The sequence below is a fragment of the Virgibacillus oceani genome (genome assembly GCF_014638995.1).
In the GTDB taxonomy this organism is placed as follows: Bacteria; Bacillota; Bacilli; order Bacillales; family Amphibacillaceae; genus Virgibacillus_E; species Virgibacillus_E oceani.
Map to the genome: position 1 here is coordinate 17,576 of NZ_BMFR01000016.1, position 17,050 is coordinate 34,625.

The window sequence follows — 17,050 nt, forward strand, 5'->3', positions numbered from 1 at the left end:
GATCCATTTAAAAATACCCTTCAAGCAATATCACATGAAGGGTATTTTACATTAAAAACTTTAAATTGACGAGATTTAAGTTAAGTCTGAGATAGCTTCTTCTACTTTAACATAATTGTAGCCAAGATCATGTGCTACTGCTTCAAATGTAACCTTGCCATTAACAACATTTACACCTGATTTGATTGCAGTGTTCTCATTGATTGCCTTCACAGCACCTTTTGAAGCAATTTGAACTGCATAAGGAATGGTAACATTTGTTAGTGCCATTGTTGATGTGCGCGGTACTGCACCAGGCATGTTTGCAACAGCGTAATGAAGGATACCATGTTTTACATAAATCGGATCATCGTGTGTTGTAATGTGATCAACTGTTTCAAAGTTGCCGCCTTGATCAATGGCAACGTCAACAATAACTGAGCCAGGCTGCATGGATTTAACCATTTCTTCTGTTACAAGTTTAGGAGCCTTTGCACCTGGGATTAATACAGAGCCAATAACTAAATCAGAGTCTTTTACCGCTTCAGCAATATTGAACGGGTTAGACATTAATGTTTGTACACTTGTGCCAAAGATATCCTCCAACTGGCGTAAACGTGTTGGATTTAAGTCAATAATCGTTACATCTGCACCAAGTCCGACAGCAATCTTAGCAGCATTTGTGCCAACCATTCCTCCACCAATAACAGTTACTTTACCTCGTTTAACACCTGGAACACCACTTAGAAGAATACCTTTTCCACCGTAAAATTTTTCAAGGTATTGTGCACCAATTTGCGATGCCATCCGGCCGGCAACCTCACTCATCGGAGTGAGCAGCGGCAGTGTATTGTTTACTGTTACTGTTTCATAAGCTATTGCAGTTACCTCGTTTTCAACTAATGCTTTTGTCAATTCCGGTTCCGCTGCTAAGTGAAGGTATGTGAATAAAATTAACCCCTTACGAAAATAACCATATTCAGATGAAAGCGGCTCTTTAACCTTCATAATCATTTCCGCTTTTTCCCAAACGTCTGAAGCGCTTACAATAATTTCGGCCCCAGCTTCTTTATATTCATCATTTGTGAAGTTACTGCCAACTCCAGCATCTGATTCAATAATAACACTATGTCCAGCTTTTACTAAATTCACAACCCCAGCCGGTGTCATTGCAACACGATTTTCGTTATTTTTTATTTCCTTAGGTACACCAATAATCATATTTATCTCTCCTAACTATCATTTTACACTTCATTATATCGTTTTTATTCTGAATTTTGTTTATGCAGGTAACAAAAAATTTGAGGGATGATTTGTGCAAAATCACATATTATCCCCCCTGATACTTTCTAATTTTAAATCAAGGTATATCGTTGTTTTCTGGTTAGGATCCTTTAAATCAATTTCCGCAATTTCAACTATCCTTTTAAGACGGTAATTTAATGTATTGGTATGAACGTGTATCAAATTAGCCGCTCTATGAACGTTACTGTCACATTCCAAATAAACCTTTAACGTTGCTAACAATTCGGAATGATGCTTTCGATCGTATTCCTTTAATCTATCAATGGCGTAATTTCTATATTGCTCCTTGCTTCTGATTTTATATAGTTCATCTAAAAATTGATAAATGCCAAGTTCCTGATAACTATATATATTTTTTAGCTCCTGTGAAAATTGCTCCTTGACCTCTAAAACCTTTGAGGCTTGGCTGTAGCTATTTTTAATAAATTGTGGTGAATCATAAATTATTCCAAAGGATCCTTTCACATCATTAATTTGCAATCGTTCACTTATTTTGTGAATAAAATTTTGGATAAATTCATTCAAAGCATTTATAGCCTTTCCATTTTCTCCTACACGGATTAGCAATATTAGCTGGTTTTGATCAAATACACGACAAACCACATGAACAAGCTGCAATGTTTCCGTCAAATAGTAAGAATGCTTCTCGATCGTTTGTGTTATTTCACAATCGTATTCAATCATGGCAATTGCGAGCCTGCCATCTAATCGTAACCCGAATTGCTTTGCCTGACGTTCAATTACGCTTTTCTGCTGGACATGCCCAGTTAATAACTTCCAAAAAAACTCCTGGTAGCTTTCCTCTGCCTTTTTCTTTTTAATTTGGAGTTTGAGCAGCTGTTTCGTTACAAGATTGGCTGCTTCTTTAAGCAGATTAATTTTCTCATCACTGAGGGTTTTATTGTCAGTCTGTGCCCATATGAACCCAAGTACTTCATTGTTTTTTCGAACTGAGACAGCGATGCGGTTGCCTAATCCCACTTTTTCAATCGCAGGAATAATAACCGGATCGTCACTTTCAAATAACTTCCCCATCACACCATGTTTCCACAGGCTGTTAATCACTTTTTCCGGTACTTTTCTTCTAATAATGGTAGCTATCCTGGCGTCATCAATATTCTTTTCATGCATGCTGTAGGAAAGTATTCGATGGTTGGAATCTTCAATTGTAATTGGGCAATCCAGAATTTCTCCAATCCGATCGGCAAGCCCTTCCAGGGAATCAAAATCGTCTTTAAACAATTCGTTATAATCGGATGAATGACTCATATAAACGTTCACTCCATTCTGTCCCTAGAATACCACATTATCGGTAATTTGTATTAACGCCTTGTGAATAATTACAAATTATATATTTCAGATTTTATTAATACTACAACCGAATGCTGGCAATATTTTGTTACACTGTTGAAAACGTTTATATTATTAGACAAAATTCGACAAATTGTCATTTTTTTAGTATTATATGCAATTGGCACAACATGTTTGGAGGATACCCCATGAAAAAAATATTAAAGATTGGAAGCGCTTTTATTGGAATCATTGTCGGTGCAGGCTTTGCATCGGGACAAGAGGTATTACAATACTTTACTAGCTTCGGGATATTAGGAACAATCGGAGCGATTATTGCGACAGCATTATTTGCCTACCTTGGTATGACATTAGTTAGGCTTGGAAGCCGTTTGCAAACAACATCACATAAAGAGGCAGTATATAAAATCAGCGGACGCTATCTTGGCGTAATCGTTGATTATATCATTATCTTCACCCTGTTTGGTGTAGGTGTTGTCATGATTGCTGGCGCGGGATCCACCCTTAATCAGCAGTTTGGGCTGCCATCGTTTATGGGTACAGCACTATTGACAATTTTAGTCATCCTTACCATTATGATGAATGTTGATCGCGTTGTTGCGGTAATTGGAAGTATTACGCCGTTCTTAATCCTTGGTGTAATCATTGTATCCATTTATAGTCTGTTTTCAATGGACACTTCATTTGCAGCACTTGAACCAATTGCTAAAGAACAGCCATCATCATTGCCAAACTGGTTCATATCGGGAATCAACTATGTTTCATTTAATATTGCAGTAGGAGCTTCTATGTCCCTTGTTATGGGAGGCGCTGAAAAGGATGAAAAAACTGCTGGACTTGGTGGCCTTGCTGGCGGCTTGGGTCTTGGAATTCTAATTATTTTAAGTCACCTGGCTATCTATTCGAAAATTGACGTTGTTGCAAGTTTCGATATGCCGATGTTAAAAATCGTTGATGATATATCACCTGTTTTAGGAGTCATTTATTCATTAATTCTATTTGGAATGATATTTAATACAGCGGTAAGTATGTTCTTCGCATTTGGGGCACGTTTCACGGAAATTGGATCAAGCAAATATAAATTGTTTGTCATTATTACGATGATAGTAGCTTTTGGGGCTAGTTTTGTTGGTTTTACCGATCTAGTTGCATTTTTCTATCCACTAATTGGATATCTAGGCTTGTTCCTTATCATCGCACTTGTTTATGCATCTATTAAAATGCCCTCCGCAAAAAGGGGAAAAGCACAATCCTGATCTAAATAAATTATATATTAAAGGAACGAGCTCTACATGAAGCTCGTTCCTTTCGTTTTTTCGCATGTTTAAGCAGTTTCACTTCCATCAATCCCTGGGCGTGAGTTTTTAATAAAGAAAGCTAAGACCAGCCCAATAATCCCAATAACACCGGCAACTATAAATGAAACATTTACGCCATGTATGAGTCCGCTGATCCCCTGCTCAGGAATAGCATTATTTGTCATGACAGATACAAGCAAGGCCGTACCAACCGCTCCTGAGACCTGACGCATTGTATTGTTCATTGCTGTTCCGTGGGAAATTAGGTCCTTAGGCAGCTGATTTAATCCGGCTGTAGTCACTGGCATCATTACCATTGCAACACCAAGCATCCTTATGGCATTCATAACCGCTATATATGTGAATGATGTTTCAGTTGTTAAATCTGTAAACATAAATGTTGTAATAACTAATATGGCCAGCCCTATAATGGATAACCATTTTGCACCAAACTTATCAAACAATCGTCCCGTAATTGGGTTCATAATCCCCATCAGCAACGCACCCGGCAATAGCGCAAGTCCGGATTCAAATGCTGAAAATCCGAGCATATTTTGCATAAGTAAAGGCAGTACAACTGCTGCTCCAATCATAGCGATAAACACAACCATACCAAGTGCAGTTGTTAATGTAAATATTTTGTATTTAAATATTCTAAACTCAAGTATTGGTTCCTCCAATTTTAGCTGTCTGAATATAAACCATGTTAAGGCGATCGCACCAACTATTAATGAAACGATGACTTGAGTACTTGCCCAGCCGCTGCTTCCCGCTGTACTGAATGCAAATAACAATCCTCCAAAGCCTAACGTTGATAAGATAATCGATAGAATATCCAGCTTCGGAAATGTTTGTTTTGTAACATTTTTAAGAATGAAATACGCTACAGCAATATCGATAATAACAATTGGCAGGATAACATAAAACAAGCTTCTCCATGGGAATTGTTCTACAAGCCATCCTGACAATGTAGGTCCTATTGCTGGTGCAAATGCAATTACTAACCCAAACATCCCCATCGCCGTACCTCTTTTTTCAATTGGAAATATTAGAAATAATATCGTTTGCATTAGCGGCATGATAATACCAGCACCCGCCGCCTGTGCAATTCTCCCAACCATTAAAAAAGCAAAATTGGGTGCAATGGAACAAATAACGGTTCCGACCGCAAAAATACTCAACGCAGAAAGAAACAATCCTCTGGTCGTAAACCTTCCGATCAAAAAGGCGGTAATTGGTATCATAATTCCGTTTACAAGCATAAAGATAGACTGCAGCCACTGAGCAACGTTGGCGTCCAGTTTTAGGTCATGCATGATGTGCGGTAATGCAGTGGCTAATAATGTCTGATTCAAAATCGCGACAAACGCACCTGAAATCAATACGATCATGATTGGTACTTTATTAATTGTTTCCCCCGATTGTGAAGGAGTTTGACTTTTTTCCATTGATTCTTTTCCTTCTTTCCTAACATAGAAGTCTGTTGCTTTATTAATTCCACTGCAAAGTTTTTTTATGAAAGCGTGAAATTTAAAACAATACTTATTCCATTTCAATTATGTGATAGCTGCAACAGTACATCCTAACATAAAAAAGGAATGAATAAAAGGAATCTATTTTATATATTTATATAATAAATAAGCGGAACCAGATCCAGTCTCTGTTCCCGCTTATCCATTTTATTCCGTTTTCCCTATTTCCTTAAAAGCTTCGATAAACTTTTTCGGCGATGATTTCACTGTATATGTATAAAGTCCGCTGCTTGTATGCAGATATAGCAGACCGCCATCATCCCCTACTGAACGATATGTTATATCAAGTACATCCTGAATGGGAAACTCACGATACTTGGTAACAATTTTATCGTGATATAAGTATAACGTACGTGCATGTTCAATATCCTTTTGTTCGATGCTATTTACTTGCCTTTCAACCTTGAAATACGGTTGTTCAGCTATTAAATGCATAAAAACCCTCCAGCCCAAATTCCTATAACGCTTGGCTTTTTATCTTTTTACCCTAGTCTCTTAATCTTTCTTAAACTAACTCAAACAAATGTTTATGTATTTAAGTGAACAGGAAATTCTATATACCGCTTTTTTACAAATTCTCAATGAACAAGCGAATAACGTCTGCTCCTCCGATAAATGTTCCTAAAGAGCTTCCTAAATTCGCAAAAACAACCACAAGCAGAATACGCGTCACTTTATTATTCCAAAATCCTTTTACACTATAAACGTCCTCTTGCAGATTCTCAAAATCGGCAACAGTAGGTCTTCGGAAATATGCTTGTACAAATCCAGCAAACCAGCCAGCTGCAGTTATAGGATCCAAGGATGTAATGGGTGCAGCAACAAATGCAGTAAGAATGGTTAATGGATGACCTAATGCAATTGCCGTCCCTATTGCCGATAAGCTTCCATTCCATAATACCCAGCTAATGGTTTGCTGCAGACCGGCAGAGGGATCCACGTTAAAAGTGTAGATGATAATCGAAAGAAGAACGATTGGTATGGTCCAGGCAATAATCTTTGGTGCCTTCGATTTAGGCGGCCGCTCGGAAAGGCGCTCTAAATCGTGTTCTTTTCTAATTTCTTCTTTTATTCCGGGAACATGCGCTGCTCCAAGAACGGCAACAACCTTATCTCCCGGCGCTTCTTTAATTTTTTGAGAAAGAAATTGATCACGCTCATCGATTAATGGCCTTTTTAACTTGGGAAAGTTATCAGTGAAATCATGAAGCATGGAATCAATCATATCCTGTGACTTCATTTTTTCCAATTCCTCTTCGGAAATGCTTTCGTTACTGAAAATACTCCCAATCACTTGCATGAGAAGGATTGCCTTTCCTTTTAAACCAATACTGCCCCAGATGCGGGAAAATGTAATTTGAATATTTCTATCAGCCAACACTAAGTTCGCGTCTGTCTCCTTAGCCGATTCAATACCCTGCATCATTTCCTGACCGGGGTTAATGCCGAATTGTTTTGCCATTCGTTTTTGAAAGGAAGATATAGCTAGGTTCATTAACAGCAACGTAGCTTTCTTTTCTTTAATGACTTTGAAAATATCTGTATCTCTCCACTTGCTGCCCTCCATCATCGATTGGTATCGCTGTTCATCCAATTCGATACACACAGAGTCCGGCTGCTCCGCTTCAATTACTTCCTTTACTTGCTCTGCACTATGCTTTGATACATGGGCAGTCCCAATCAGTATGTATTCTTTTCCATCTAAATTAAGTCTAGTAATGTTTTCTTCCGACATAAACTACCTTCCTTTTATAACTTCCCGTATTCCCTAAGAAAAATATGCTATATATCAATAATAAACTAGAACAGACTAAATTAGAATTAATTTCTTCAAGTATTAAGCCATAGCACATGAAATTAGCATGCAGTCTATGGCTTTCTCTCCATTATTGTCGTTTTTTTGTTTTTTTATTGTTGTACTTTTCATTCTCTGTTAACGGTTCATTAGCAAATTCATGATCATAGCTTCTGGATAATTCCTTTCTTACAGCTTGTTCATCACTTACTCCATTATTTGTTTGTTTCTTTTTACCCATTCGTAAACACCTCCATAACGTTATTTTGCCTAAACATATGCTGTTTATCCAATTTCTACGCACGCAATAGTAAATAAATTTAAAATTGATTAAATTCATTGACAATATTTTTGATTCTGCTATGCTAGAAAATATTTTAACTTGCTACGTACTAATTTCTTATTTTCATTTAGAAAGGAGAAAGGTAATGCTACCAGACCATCAATTATTAAGAATTCCAGGCCCCAGCCCAATTCCTCCAAGTGTACAACGTGCAATGAGTCAACAAATGATCGGGCACCGGGGGCAGGAAACAAAGGATCTGTTGCAAAGGATTAAGCCTAAACTAATGCCGATATTTGGAACGGAGCAGGAAGTCATGATTATTGCGGGTAGTGGAACAGCAGGACTGGAGACAGCGGTTGTCAATGCCGTAAATCCTGATGATGAAGTATTAGTAATTGTTACAGGCTCTTTTGGTGAACGGTTTGCTAAGCTATGTTCGGAGTATCGGATTCAAACCCATCGCTTGGATATTGAGTGGGGAAAGTCGGTATCACCTGAGTCTGTTGAACGGTATCTTAGACAACATCCTTCGATTAAAGCTGTATTTTCCACATATTGCGAGACATCTACTGGAGTATTGAACCCAATTGAAGAGCTTGCACAGGTTGTACATCATAATTCAAATGCATTATTTATCGTGGATGGTGTCTCCTGTGTTGGCGGCGTTGAGTCAAAGATGGATGAGTGGGGCGTTGACATATTAATAACGGGCTCACAAAAAGCGATGATGCTCCCCGCTGGATTAACTTTTGTCGCAGCAAGTAACCGTGCTTGGAAAGTCATTGCGGCAAATAAACGTCCGCGATTTTATTTGGATTTGAAAAAGTATCAAATCACCCTTGCAAAAGACTCAACACCTTTTACACCAGCTTTATCCCTTTTATTTGGTTTGGAACAAGTTCTTAAGCTTATGGAAGAAGAAGGTCTTGAGCAGGTTTATGCAAGACACCAATTAATGAAGAACATGACAAGGGCAGCGTTTCAGGCACATGGAATTCCTTTGTTAACAAGTGATACTTCTGCCTCGCCGACCGTAACAGCTATAAAACCAGCCGATTTTCCTGCTGAAGAATTAAGACGTATTATCAAAAAAGAGTTTGGATTGTCTATAGCAGGCGGCCAGCAGCATTTGGAAGGAGAAATTTTCCGTATTGGTCATATGGGCTATTGTTCTCCAGCAGACGTACTGCAAATAATCGGTATCATTGAAATTGGCTTACAAAAAATCGGCAAGGCAATTGATCTTGGTAAAGGAATTCGTGCTGCTCAGAAGGTTTATATTGGCTAGGATTATCATACAGGAGGTTTTACGGTAATGTTTCGTATATTAATTTCGGATCCGCTTAGTGAAGAGGGAATTCACGCCTTGCAATCCACAGAAAACGTAAATATTGTAATTGATATAGGTTTATCCCCTACAGAATTAAGAGATAAAATTTCAGATTTTGATGCATTATTGGTGCGAAGTCAAACACAAGTAACCCGTGAATTAATTCGTAATGCTCCTAACCTGAAAATTATCGGCCGTGCAGGTGTCGGAGTAGACAATATAGACCTTAATGCAGCTACTGAGCACGGAATCATTGTCGTGAACGCCCCTAATGGCAATACAAATTCAGCAGCAGAACATACGATGGCAATGCTAATGGCCATGTCCAGAAACATTCCGCAAGCTTACTACGCACTTAAAAATCAGCAATGGGAACGTAAAAAGTATCTTGGTGTTGAATTAAAAAACAAAACGCTTGGAATTGTCGGTCTTGGCAGGATAGGTACGGAGGTTGCTTATCGTGCTAAGGGGCAACGAATGAATGTTATGGCATATGATCCATTTTTAACGGAAGAAAAAGCAGAAAAAATGGGAATTGAATACGGAGCAATTGAAGATGTATTAAAAAATGCGGATTTCATTACAGTACATACACCGTTATTAAAGGAAACAAGGCACCTAATAAATGCAGAGGCTTTTCAGCTGATGAAGAATGGTGTACAAATTGTTAACTGTGCCCGCGGCGGAATTATTGATGAGGACGCTTTATATGAAGCAATCATTTCTAAAAAAGTCGCCGGTGCTGCGATGGACGTCTTTGAAGAAGAGCCTTTCCTCGATAATAAATTACTGGAGTTACCAGAAGTGATTGCTACCCCCCACCTAGGCGCAAGCACAATTGAAGCCCAGGAAAATGTTGCTATTGATGTCTGTCAGGATATTATCAGCTTTTTAACAGGTGGAACAGTAAGGAATCCAGTTAACCTTCCGTCCGTACCGAAAGATATTATGAACAAAATTGAACCATACTTTAATTTAGCGGAAAAATTGGGGCTGTTCCTGATCCACTTAACACAAGAGGTAATCGAAGAAGTGAATATTTATTACGCTGGTGACTTATCAGAGGTGGAAGTAGCGCCAATAACCAGAAATACGGTAAGGGGAATTCTAAAACGTCATCTTGGCAATCATGTCAACGATGTAAATGCTCTTTACCTTGCTGAGAAAAAAGGCATTACAATTCATGAAAATAAAACTTCCCAGGCGAAAGGATTTACAAATTTGCTCAAAGTTGAAGTGAAAACGAAATCCGATAAACGCAGCGTATCAGGAACCTTGTTAAATGGCCTGGGAGCAAGAATTGTAAAGGTGGATCACTATAGTGTAGATTTCACCCCTGCTGGTCATATCGTGGTTATACATCATAAAGACCAGCCGGGAGTAATCGGGCGAATGGGAAGTCTTCTAGCTCAGCATCAGATCAACATAGCCACCATGCAGGTAGACCGTTCTGATATTGGCGGAGATGCGATCATGATGCTGACTGTTGATAAACACTTAGAAAAAGATGGACTTGAAGAATTGAAAGCATTAAATGAGATTTATGATGTAACTGCGATAGATCTATAAGTAGTGAGCGGCTGTTCGAATTTGGGCGGCCGCTTTTATTGAGATAGTGTAACACTGCTACTATCAACCATTGGCTGCGTGGCGCATTCACTGGAAAAAACTTGACGGAGCGCCGAATTAATTGCGGGTACGCCGAATTAATTAATTTAACGCTGAAATAATTCCATTAACGCCGGAATTATATAAAATCCGCCGATTAACCGTCAAAGTTTTTTCTATTAATCTATTTATCCCGATGATTAATTTTATTCACTATCGGCAAAAGCTCCTCCAAATTGGAAATCTCATAATCCGGGGCCGCATCATTTACTTTTTTATTATGACGGTTAATCCACACAGAAGTTATACCTGCCCTTGATGCACCAAGTATATCCGTCATCAAATTATCCCCTACCATGATTACGTTGTCCTTTTGAACGGATAGTAAATTCAAAGAATGTTCGAAAATTGCCGGATCCGGCTTCCCTCTCCCAAACATTCCTGAAATCACAATATGGTCAAAATACGGTGTGAGTTCTGGAGTTATTTTCAGCTTCGTTTGCTGTAATTCAGGCGAACCATTTGTAAGCAGTAATAACTTATAATCGCCTTTCAACTGATCTAGTACATGAAATGTTTCCGCAAATACGAATGCACTTTTCTTGCGCATCTCTGGAAATGTCTCTGCCAATTGATGGCCAAATAAGGAATCGTTAATCCCCATATCGCTTAGCCCTCTAGTCCACGATTCTTTTCGGTAACCCGGAACAATCTCTTTCAATTTACCAAAAGATTCACCTTCATCTGTGAAATTTCCCCACAACCCTTCAAATGGATTAATCCCAATCATCTGTGTAAAGGCATGGGTATCGTAGGAAGCGTATAATGCCCGGGCATTTCTCCTAACTTTATCCTCCAATAAAGCTGGATCAATACCATACTTCTTCTCAGCCAGTTTACAGGTAGCTTCAAAAGCCTCTTTAACACTTCTTTTATCCCAAAGTAAAGTATCATCCAAATCAAAAAATATTGCTTTAATCATGTATTCAACTCCACATCCTAATTTCATTTTGGGACATGGGGTCAGACCCCCTGTCCCACACCATGGCCGATCATCCAATCAGCGAAGACTATTTTATTGTACTCTTTAAGTCGTTCGATATGTTTAGAATATGATATCCCACTGACTTCCCAAAGCTTTGGGTACGTACTTATCTTTGTGAAACCCAGTAATGTATTTACTTCATTTAACACAGGTTTTTCGTCTTCCCCCAAAAAAAGTCTACCCACGCTAAACCCTCACATTCTAGTAATTGAAAAGCATTTATTGTCGTTTACTGTATTATATTGCACTTCTTTCTATATCATGGAAATAAAAGGTCGGTTCTCCTGTCCCACCATGACCCCGTGTCCCGCCTAATCTTTTCTGTCCCTATAAAAAAGATAGCATCACAATTGATATGATGCTACCTCTTTATGATAGTTTATTCTGTTTCTGCCATTTTTTGTTCCATTTTTTCAAACTGTTCGTGAACTTGTTTTTCGGGTTCTTTTGTTAACAGACTAACAATAATGACTGCTATAAGGCTCAGTATAAACCCAGGTATTATCTCATAAAGAAAGTCAGATAGGCCAGGTATATTTAGCCAGGTAATAACTGTTGCACCTCCAACAATCATTCCTGCTAACGCACCCCATTTTGTCATTCGTTTCCAATACAGACTTAACAGTACAGCTGGTCCAAATGCTGCTCCAAATCCTGCCCATGCGTTACCTACCAGTCCAAGGATTGTATCGTTTGGAGTATAGGCAAGGATTAAACTTATAACCGCGACAATTAAAACTGCCAATCGACCTACAAGAACTAATTCCTTATCAGATGCCTTCCTTCTAAAGAACGTTTTATAAAAATCCTCTGTCACAGCACTTGATGTAACAAGAAGCTGTGAAGAAACTGTACTCATGATTGCCGCAAGGATTGCTGCTAAAATAAATCCGGTTATATAAGGATTAAATAATACCTCTGCAAAAACAATCAGAACCGTTTCAGGATCACCAAGCTGACCTGGATGATCTGCAAAATAAGCGACACCGATAAGTCCAACAAGCATAGCTCCGGCGATAGATATGATCATCCAGCCAATTCCGATTCGGCGAGCTGTTTTTAATTCTTTTGTTGAACTAATTGCCATAAATCGTACAATGATATGGGGCTGTCCAAAATAGCCTAAACCCCATGCCAGGAAAGATATAATTCCAAGAACAGATGTGCCCTTAAAAAAGTCTAAAAGGGAAGGATCAATCCGTTGCAGATCGTCCAGCAATGTTTCAGTTCCTCCAACCTCTGTCAAAGCAACAATCGGAACCAATACCAGAGCTACAAACATGATAACGCCCTGTACGAAATCTGTCATACTTACGGCTAAAAAGCCACCGAAAAGAGTATAGGCAACAATAACACCTACTGTCACAAAAAGACCAATTTTATAATCCATGCCAAATGCACTTTCAAACAGTCTGCCGCCAGATACCATTCCCGCTGAAGCATATAAAACAAAAAAGATGAGAATAACCAGACCAGAAACAAGTCTTAGTATATTAGATGAATCATGAAACCTATTTTCCAAGAAATCCGGTATGGTTATGGAATCATCAGCAATTTCTGTATACGTTCTTAATCTTGGTGCCAAAATAATATAGTTCAAGTAAGCTCCTACCGTTAGTCCGATCGCAAGCCATGCACTTGCAATCCCCGTAACATACATGGCTCCAGGCAAGCCCATAACCATCCAGCCACTCATGTCGGAGGCGCCAGCTGACAATGCCGTAACCGCAGGACCTAACCCGCGTCCTCCTAACATATAATCCGATAAATTGGACGTCTTGCGATAAGACCAGTATCCAATTAATAGCATGCCGACCATATAAATGCCCAGCGAAATAAATACTCCGAACTCCACCAAATCGCTCCTTCTAATTTATTATTTGCTTTTTTAAGGTTGTACTTCTCTTGATCAGGCGATGATCAACTTATAAGAAGCAAATAAAAGCAAACTAAAAACATCAACGGTTATATAAGTTAACATTGACCGGAGGCTTATTCAAGCGAAGTCAGAAAAATCGATTTTACATAAAACACACCTGCCACACTACTATGACAGGAATGAATACGCTTGCAAAAAATACAAAAGAAACAAGATTGGCAATTGTCAATCATACCTATATACCATGGTTAACAATTAAATTTTCCATCATTATTCCGATTGATTATCAACATATTTTTGTTCTTCCTCGGCACTCAATACACCAATCGCTCTGCCAACAGTTCCCCCTTGTAAATTCCAGATGGTATTATGGTCATCATCCGCACTGGAAAAATTTGCTTCACTCCATTTCTTTAAAATATCCCGATATACCTTCTCATTGGCTAAATCCACCTTATCCAATCCGTCCAAAAGCCATTGAATACGCTCAGGATGTATCTCATAAAATCCCCACTTCTTACTTGCTTTTACCTTTTGATGTGACATTCCATGAATATACTCCTGATACCTAATATCCGTTAATTCCTCCATTTTTGTATCTTCTCCAAACGGATTCAATCCTTTTTCTTTAAAAACGGTTAAATCTTCTTCAGTAATCGTGCCATCTATTTCTTCACGCTGTTTCTGAATTTCATCCCGTTCTGCTTCTTCTGCATTTGCAGTCTTCTCACCTTTTGCAACATCTTCCCCTTCACCCTCAAGCCATTTATACGTACCCCAATAGACACCAGCAGCCAACAATAGTAAACATAAAATAAAAATAAATGCCTTCTTCATGTGATCCCTCCAGAAAATCTCTCTATGTATAGTTCTAGTTTCTAGGCGAAATATCCTTTTTTAGCTTAGTATAATAAATAAATACGATTACCCCAAGAATGACTAATCCAGCGGCTATATAAACGTAAATACTATAGGCATCAAAAAATTGCTTAAAAGCCTCGTAGCTTCCATTGAAATAATCACCTAGCATAATCATTACGTACGACCAAGGATAAATACCGATTAACGTTAGGGAAAAATATTTGAACACATTAACCCTGCTCATGCCAGCAATGTAAGAAATGTAATTGCCAACACCAAGCGGACGTGATAAAGCAATACTCCATACCCCAAACCGATTAAAAAATGCTCTTCCTTTATCTAATCCTTTTTTCAGCCTTTTTGAAATAAAGCTTTCAAGTTTCTTTGCTAAAAAATATGGAATCAGGCTCGCAAGACTATAGCATATACTCATGTTTATTGCTAAAAAGGCGGTATCCAGGTACCCAGGAGATAAAATATAACCAAAGGAAAGCACCAAAATAACTCCTGGAAAAGGTAATGAAGAACCCTCCAGTAACATCACTATATATAAACCAGGCTTCCCCAATTCCCCAAGCCACTCAATAATTTGCTGAACCATAGCATACCCTACCCTCTAAGACAAGGGGACAGTCCCGCGTCCCAGCTCCCATAACGCTTACTTGTATTAAAAATGAAGGTGGGACAAGAAACCCCTGTCCCACCTTTCCTTATTTAATTTTTCTCATGTGTCCAAACACGATCATGGTTTGAATTTTGCGGGAATTTTTCTCCTGCCTTCAGTTTAACTATTTTCGGATCGCTTACACTGCTTCCGGTCTCGCCAATTTCTCTGAACACACCATTCTTTGGTGCCTTTTGTCCGAAACGGAAATGACTATACTCACCCATCTATCATCACTCCTCTTTCCCAATCTTATCTCTATTAAAATGTGTAATTCCACGTTCTTTTATACAGATTTCCAGGTAAGAAAAATGGCAAAAGTATAATTATTAGTTATTGATTTTGATTCGAAACATGTATTATTTTTATCGGTGATTATTATGTATTCTATACTTATAGGAGATGATTACATTGACAATTAATTTCCACGATGCAAACAACAAACAAAGTTATACTACACGTGCAGCCGATAAAGATTGGCAAGCACTGATTACAAAATTGCTGCCTAATAAAGAAATTTCTCATGCGGCTGATATCGGGTGTGGCGGCGGTATCTATTCCAAGGCACTTTCAGAAATGGGTATTCCAAAAATAACTGGTGTTGATTTTTCCGAGGCTATGCTTGAAGGAGCAAAAGCAAACTGTCATGACTGCGAGATGATAAATTTCAAGCTTGGCAACGCCTACAATACTGGTTTACGAAGTGATTCGTATGATTTACTATTAGAACGAGCACTAATTCATCATTTGGACGATTTACCAACTTGTTTTTCTGAGGCATTCAGAATTTTAAATCAAAGCGGAACAATTATAATTCAGGACAGAACTCCTGCCGATTGTGTGCTAAAGGGTACTGACAATCACATTAGAGGGTATATTTTTTCAATATTCCCTCACCTGGCTGACCTCGAAGTTAAGAGACGCTATTCAAGTGAAACAGTCAAAGAAGAATTAAATAGTGCTGGATTTAACAGCATTCATGAACTTAAATTTTGGGAAATTAGAAAAATATATACCTCGAAAAACGAATTATTAACGGATTTACGAACACGAAACGGCCGTTCCATCTTACATGAACTGTCTGACAATGAACTTGAGCAGCTTATCGGTTACATTGATAGCGTATTAAATTGTACTGGACAAATTATCGAGAAAGACCGATGGACAATATGGGTAGCCACAAAAAATAGGGGGAGAAAATGAGAATTCCTGTAGAAAATCAACTGGAAATCATTGAATTTACCGAGCAATACCAGCATGATTGCAAAGGACCTAATACTCGAAGGATTCAAAGAACGATTTGGTTTTATCGACCACACCTGCAATCCTGATCTTAAGGACATTTTCACCTACTACAACAGGGAAGGGTATGCTTTCTTTGTAGGTTTTCATCGAGATCAAGTCATTTGCACAGGCGCATTGACGAAGGAACATGATGAGGCTGGCAGAACCTGAACGATGTCAGTGAAAAAGCCTTTCAGAAGACAAGAGTTTGCACAAATAATGTTAGTACACTTAGAAAATTATGCTATAAAATTAGGATATCCAAGACTTGTGCTGGAAACGAACAAAGAATGGATGAGTGCAATCAACCTGTACAAAAATAATGGGTATATTGAATATGAACGAGATCATCAACGTATTTATCTGACAAAGGATTTATAATTTTTACTGTGAACATTGAAACCTTGTTTAACGGGATCCACGCATAGGCCCCGTTAAACAAGAAGCTATTCCCAAAAGCACACTTGCAATTTATTATGGTCAAGATCATAAAAATCAAAAAAGGTATTAACTCCATCTTTTTGTATTTCACCCGCCTTGACACCATGATCCCGTAATTTCTTATATACAATATCTAGGTCTTTAGTAAAAAATATCGGATATGCCCGATTCGTCAGTGAGGATGCTTCCCCTTCTTCAATCGTTAAAGGTACCTCACTATTTCCAACACGTAAAATCCGGTATCCATTGCCACTAAAAGCCACTGTGAACCCAAGCATTTCCTGATATCAATTGCTTGATTCTTCAACATTACTAACTGTTAAACACATCGTATCGATTTTTTCAATCATATAATGGAACTCCTTTTCTTATGTATTACTTCCACAATCTCTCAACCTCTGTCATACTGTTACTGTCAAATACTAATCTATA

General features: G+C 38.3%; 19 protein-coding genes. 6 read left to right on the forward strand and 13 right to left on the reverse strand.

Features of this window, described 5'->3' with window-relative positions; translation table 11 throughout:
- Positions 1-75 precede the first annotated feature (75 nt).
- Together ald and IEV74_RS15535 are read right to left on the reverse strand one after the other, a co-directional pair.
- Positions 76-1,200: an alanine dehydrogenase gene (ald, locus tag IEV74_RS15530; RefSeq protein ID WP_188456292.1), complete on the reverse strand. Its 1,125-nt coding sequence runs from the start codon at positions 1,198-1,200 to the stop codon at positions 76-78.
- 102 nt (positions 1,201-1,302) lie between these two features.
- Positions 1,303-2,553 carry a PucR family transcriptional regulator gene (locus tag IEV74_RS15535; RefSeq protein ID WP_188456293.1) on the reverse strand — a complete coding sequence of 417 codons (1,251 nt, stop codon included), beginning with the start codon at positions 2,551-2,553 and terminating at the stop codon, positions 1,303-1,305.
- Between the two features lie 230 nt (positions 2,554-2,783).
- On the opposite strand from IEV74_RS15535, the gene IEV74_RS15540 reads away from it, so the two are divergent.
- On the forward strand, positions 2,784-3,851 hold the full coding sequence (locus tag IEV74_RS15540) for a YkvI family membrane protein (protein ID WP_188456294.1): 1,068 nt from the start codon (positions 2,784-2,786) through the stop codon (positions 3,849-3,851).
- Positions 3,852-3,919: 68 nt separating this feature from the next.
- Here IEV74_RS15540 and IEV74_RS15545 read toward each other — a convergent pair whose 3' ends face one another.
- The 4 genes from IEV74_RS15545 to sspO form a co-directional block, all read right to left on the reverse strand.
- Positions 3,920-5,341, reverse strand: a complete 1,422-nt coding sequence (locus tag IEV74_RS15545) for a DHA2 family efflux MFS transporter permease subunit (RefSeq protein WP_188456295.1) — start codon at positions 5,339-5,341, stop codon at positions 3,920-3,922.
- 231 nt (positions 5,342-5,572) lie between these two features.
- The gene (locus IEV74_RS15550) at positions 5,573-5,860 is read right to left on the reverse strand and encodes a hypothetical protein (RefSeq protein ID WP_188456296.1); all 288 of its coding nucleotides are present in this window, start codon (positions 5,858-5,860) and stop codon (positions 5,573-5,575) included.
- A gap of 133 nt (positions 5,861-5,993) precedes the next feature.
- Positions 5,994-7,160: a TraB/GumN family protein gene (locus IEV74_RS15555; RefSeq protein WP_188456297.1), complete on the reverse strand. Its 1,167-nt coding sequence runs from the start codon at positions 7,158-7,160 to the stop codon at positions 5,994-5,996.
- A gap of 151 nt (positions 7,161-7,311) precedes the next feature.
- Positions 7,312-7,461 carry a small acid-soluble spore protein SspO gene (gene sspO, locus IEV74_RS15560; RefSeq protein WP_188456298.1) on the reverse strand — a complete coding sequence of 50 codons (150 nt, stop codon included), beginning with the start codon at positions 7,459-7,461 and terminating at the stop codon, positions 7,312-7,314.
- Positions 7,462-7,648: 187 nt separating this feature from the next.
- Here sspO and IEV74_RS15565 point away from each other — a divergent pair, with 187 nt between their 5' ends.
- Together IEV74_RS15565 and serA are read left to right on the forward strand one after the other, a co-directional pair.
- Entirely contained in the window at positions 7,649-8,794 is a 1,146-nt protein-coding gene (locus IEV74_RS15565) for a pyridoxal-phosphate-dependent aminotransferase family protein (RefSeq protein WP_188456299.1), read from the forward strand.
- A 27-nt stretch (positions 8,795-8,821) separates the two neighbouring features.
- Complete coding sequence (serA, locus tag IEV74_RS15570) at positions 8,822-10,405, forward strand: phosphoglycerate dehydrogenase (RefSeq protein WP_188456300.1); 1,584 nt, start codon at positions 8,822-8,824, stop codon at positions 10,403-10,405.
- 223 nt (positions 10,406-10,628) lie between these two features.
- Here the strand turns inward: serA and IEV74_RS15575 are convergent, their stop codons facing one another.
- The 6 genes from IEV74_RS15575 to IEV74_RS15600 all read right to left on the reverse strand — a co-directional run bounded on the left by IEV74_RS15575 (position 10,629) and on the right by IEV74_RS15600 (position 15,120).
- Positions 10,629-11,426: an HAD family hydrolase gene (locus tag IEV74_RS15575; protein WP_188456301.1), complete on the reverse strand. Its 798-nt coding sequence runs from the start codon at positions 11,424-11,426 to the stop codon at positions 10,629-10,631.
- Positions 11,427-11,467: 41 nt separating this feature from the next.
- Entirely contained in the window at positions 11,468-11,674 is a 207-nt protein-coding gene (locus IEV74_RS15580) for a hypothetical protein (protein WP_308419005.1), read from the reverse strand.
- A 194-nt stretch (positions 11,675-11,868) separates the two neighbouring features.
- On the reverse strand, positions 11,869-13,344 hold the full coding sequence (putP, locus tag IEV74_RS15585) for a sodium/proline symporter PutP (RefSeq protein WP_188456302.1): 1,476 nt from the start codon (positions 13,342-13,344) through the stop codon (positions 11,869-11,871).
- A 294-nt stretch (positions 13,345-13,638) separates the two neighbouring features.
- A complete protein-coding gene (locus tag IEV74_RS15590; protein ID WP_188456303.1) occupies positions 13,639-14,205 on the reverse strand; it encodes a DUF6241 domain-containing protein in 567 nt (188 codons plus the stop codon).
- Between the two features lie 34 nt (positions 14,206-14,239).
- Entirely contained in the window at positions 14,240-14,830 is a 591-nt protein-coding gene (locus IEV74_RS15595) for a DedA family protein (RefSeq protein WP_188456304.1), read from the reverse strand.
- A gap of 113 nt (positions 14,831-14,943) precedes the next feature.
- Entirely contained in the window at positions 14,944-15,120 is a 177-nt protein-coding gene (locus IEV74_RS15600; protein WP_188456305.1) for a YjzC family protein, read from the reverse strand.
- A 184-nt stretch (positions 15,121-15,304) separates the two neighbouring features.
- Between IEV74_RS15600 and IEV74_RS15605 the strand changes: the two genes are divergently transcribed.
- The 3 genes from IEV74_RS15605 to IEV74_RS15615 are packed head-to-tail and all read left to right on the forward strand — an operon-like array spanning position 15,305 to position 16,558.
- The gene (locus IEV74_RS15605; RefSeq protein ID WP_188456306.1) at positions 15,305-16,096 is read left to right on the forward strand and encodes a methyltransferase domain-containing protein; all 792 of its coding nucleotides are present in this window, start codon (positions 15,305-15,307) and stop codon (positions 16,094-16,096) included.
- A gap of 54 nt (positions 16,097-16,150) precedes the next feature.
- On the forward strand, positions 16,151-16,348 hold the full coding sequence (locus IEV74_RS15610) for a hypothetical protein (RefSeq protein ID WP_188456307.1): 198 nt from the start codon (positions 16,151-16,153) through the stop codon (positions 16,346-16,348).
- A gap of 3 nt (positions 16,349-16,351) precedes the next feature.
- On the forward strand, positions 16,352-16,558 hold the full coding sequence (locus IEV74_RS15615; protein ID WP_188456308.1) for a GNAT family N-acetyltransferase: 207 nt from the start codon (positions 16,352-16,354) through the stop codon (positions 16,556-16,558).
- A gap of 65 nt (positions 16,559-16,623) precedes the next feature.
- Here the strand turns inward: IEV74_RS15615 and IEV74_RS15620 are convergent, their stop codons facing one another.
- Positions 16,624-16,896, reverse strand: a complete 273-nt coding sequence (locus IEV74_RS15620; protein WP_373284364.1) for a VOC family protein — start codon at positions 16,894-16,896, stop codon at positions 16,624-16,626.
- Between the last annotated feature and the right edge of the window lie 154 nt (positions 16,897-17,050).

Bases quoted from the DNA above. Each gene is read 5' to 3' on its own strand.
- ald (WP_188456292.1), bottom strand. From the start codon at position 1,200: ATGATTATTGGTGTACCTAAGGAAATAAAAAATAACGAAAATCGTGTT.
- IEV74_RS15600 (WP_188456305.1), bottom strand. From the start codon at position 15,120: ATGGGTGAGTATAGTCATTTCCGTTTCGGACAAAAGGCACCAAAGAAT.
- IEV74_RS15550 (WP_188456296.1), bottom strand. From the start codon at position 5,860: ATGCATTTAATAGCTGAACAACCGTATTTCAAGGTTGAAAGGCAAGTA.
- IEV74_RS15540 (WP_188456294.1), top strand. From the start codon at position 2,784: ATGAAAAAAATATTAAAGATTGGAAGCGCTTTTATTGGAATCATTGTC.
- IEV74_RS15575 (WP_188456301.1), bottom strand. From the start codon at position 11,426: ATGATTAAAGCAATATTTTTTGATTTGGATGATACTTTACTTTGGGAT.
- sspO (WP_188456298.1), bottom strand. From the start codon at position 7,461: ATGGGTAAAAAGAAACAAACAAATAATGGAGTAAGTGATGAACAAGCT.
- IEV74_RS15590 (WP_188456303.1), bottom strand. From the start codon at position 14,205: ATGAAGAAGGCATTTATTTTTATTTTATGTTTACTATTGTTGGCTGCT.
- IEV74_RS15615 (WP_188456308.1), top strand. From the start codon at position 16,352: ATGTCAGTGAAAAAGCCTTTCAGAAGACAAGAGTTTGCACAAATAATG.
- IEV74_RS15610 (WP_188456307.1), top strand. From the start codon at position 16,151: ATGATTGCAAAGGACCTAATACTCGAAGGATTCAAAGAACGATTTGGT.
- IEV74_RS15535 (WP_188456293.1), bottom strand. From the start codon at position 2,553: ATGAGTCATTCATCCGATTATAACGAATTGTTTAAAGACGATTTTGAT.
- IEV74_RS15595 (WP_188456304.1), bottom strand. From the start codon at position 14,830: ATGGTTCAGCAAATTATTGAGTGGCTTGGGGAATTGGGGAAGCCTGGT.
- IEV74_RS15620 (WP_373284364.1), bottom strand. From the start codon at position 16,896: ATGCTTGGGTTCACAGTGGCTTTTAGTGGCAATGGATACCGGATTTTA.
- IEV74_RS15555 (WP_188456297.1), bottom strand. From the start codon at position 7,160: ATGTCGGAAGAAAACATTACTAGACTTAATTTAGATGGAAAAGAATAC.
- IEV74_RS15565 (WP_188456299.1), top strand. From the start codon at position 7,649: ATGCTACCAGACCATCAATTATTAAGAATTCCAGGCCCCAGCCCAATT.
- IEV74_RS15545 (WP_188456295.1), bottom strand. From the start codon at position 5,341: ATGGAAAAAAGTCAAACTCCTTCACAATCGGGGGAAACAATTAATAAA.
- serA (WP_188456300.1), top strand. From the start codon at position 8,822: ATGTTTCGTATATTAATTTCGGATCCGCTTAGTGAAGAGGGAATTCAC.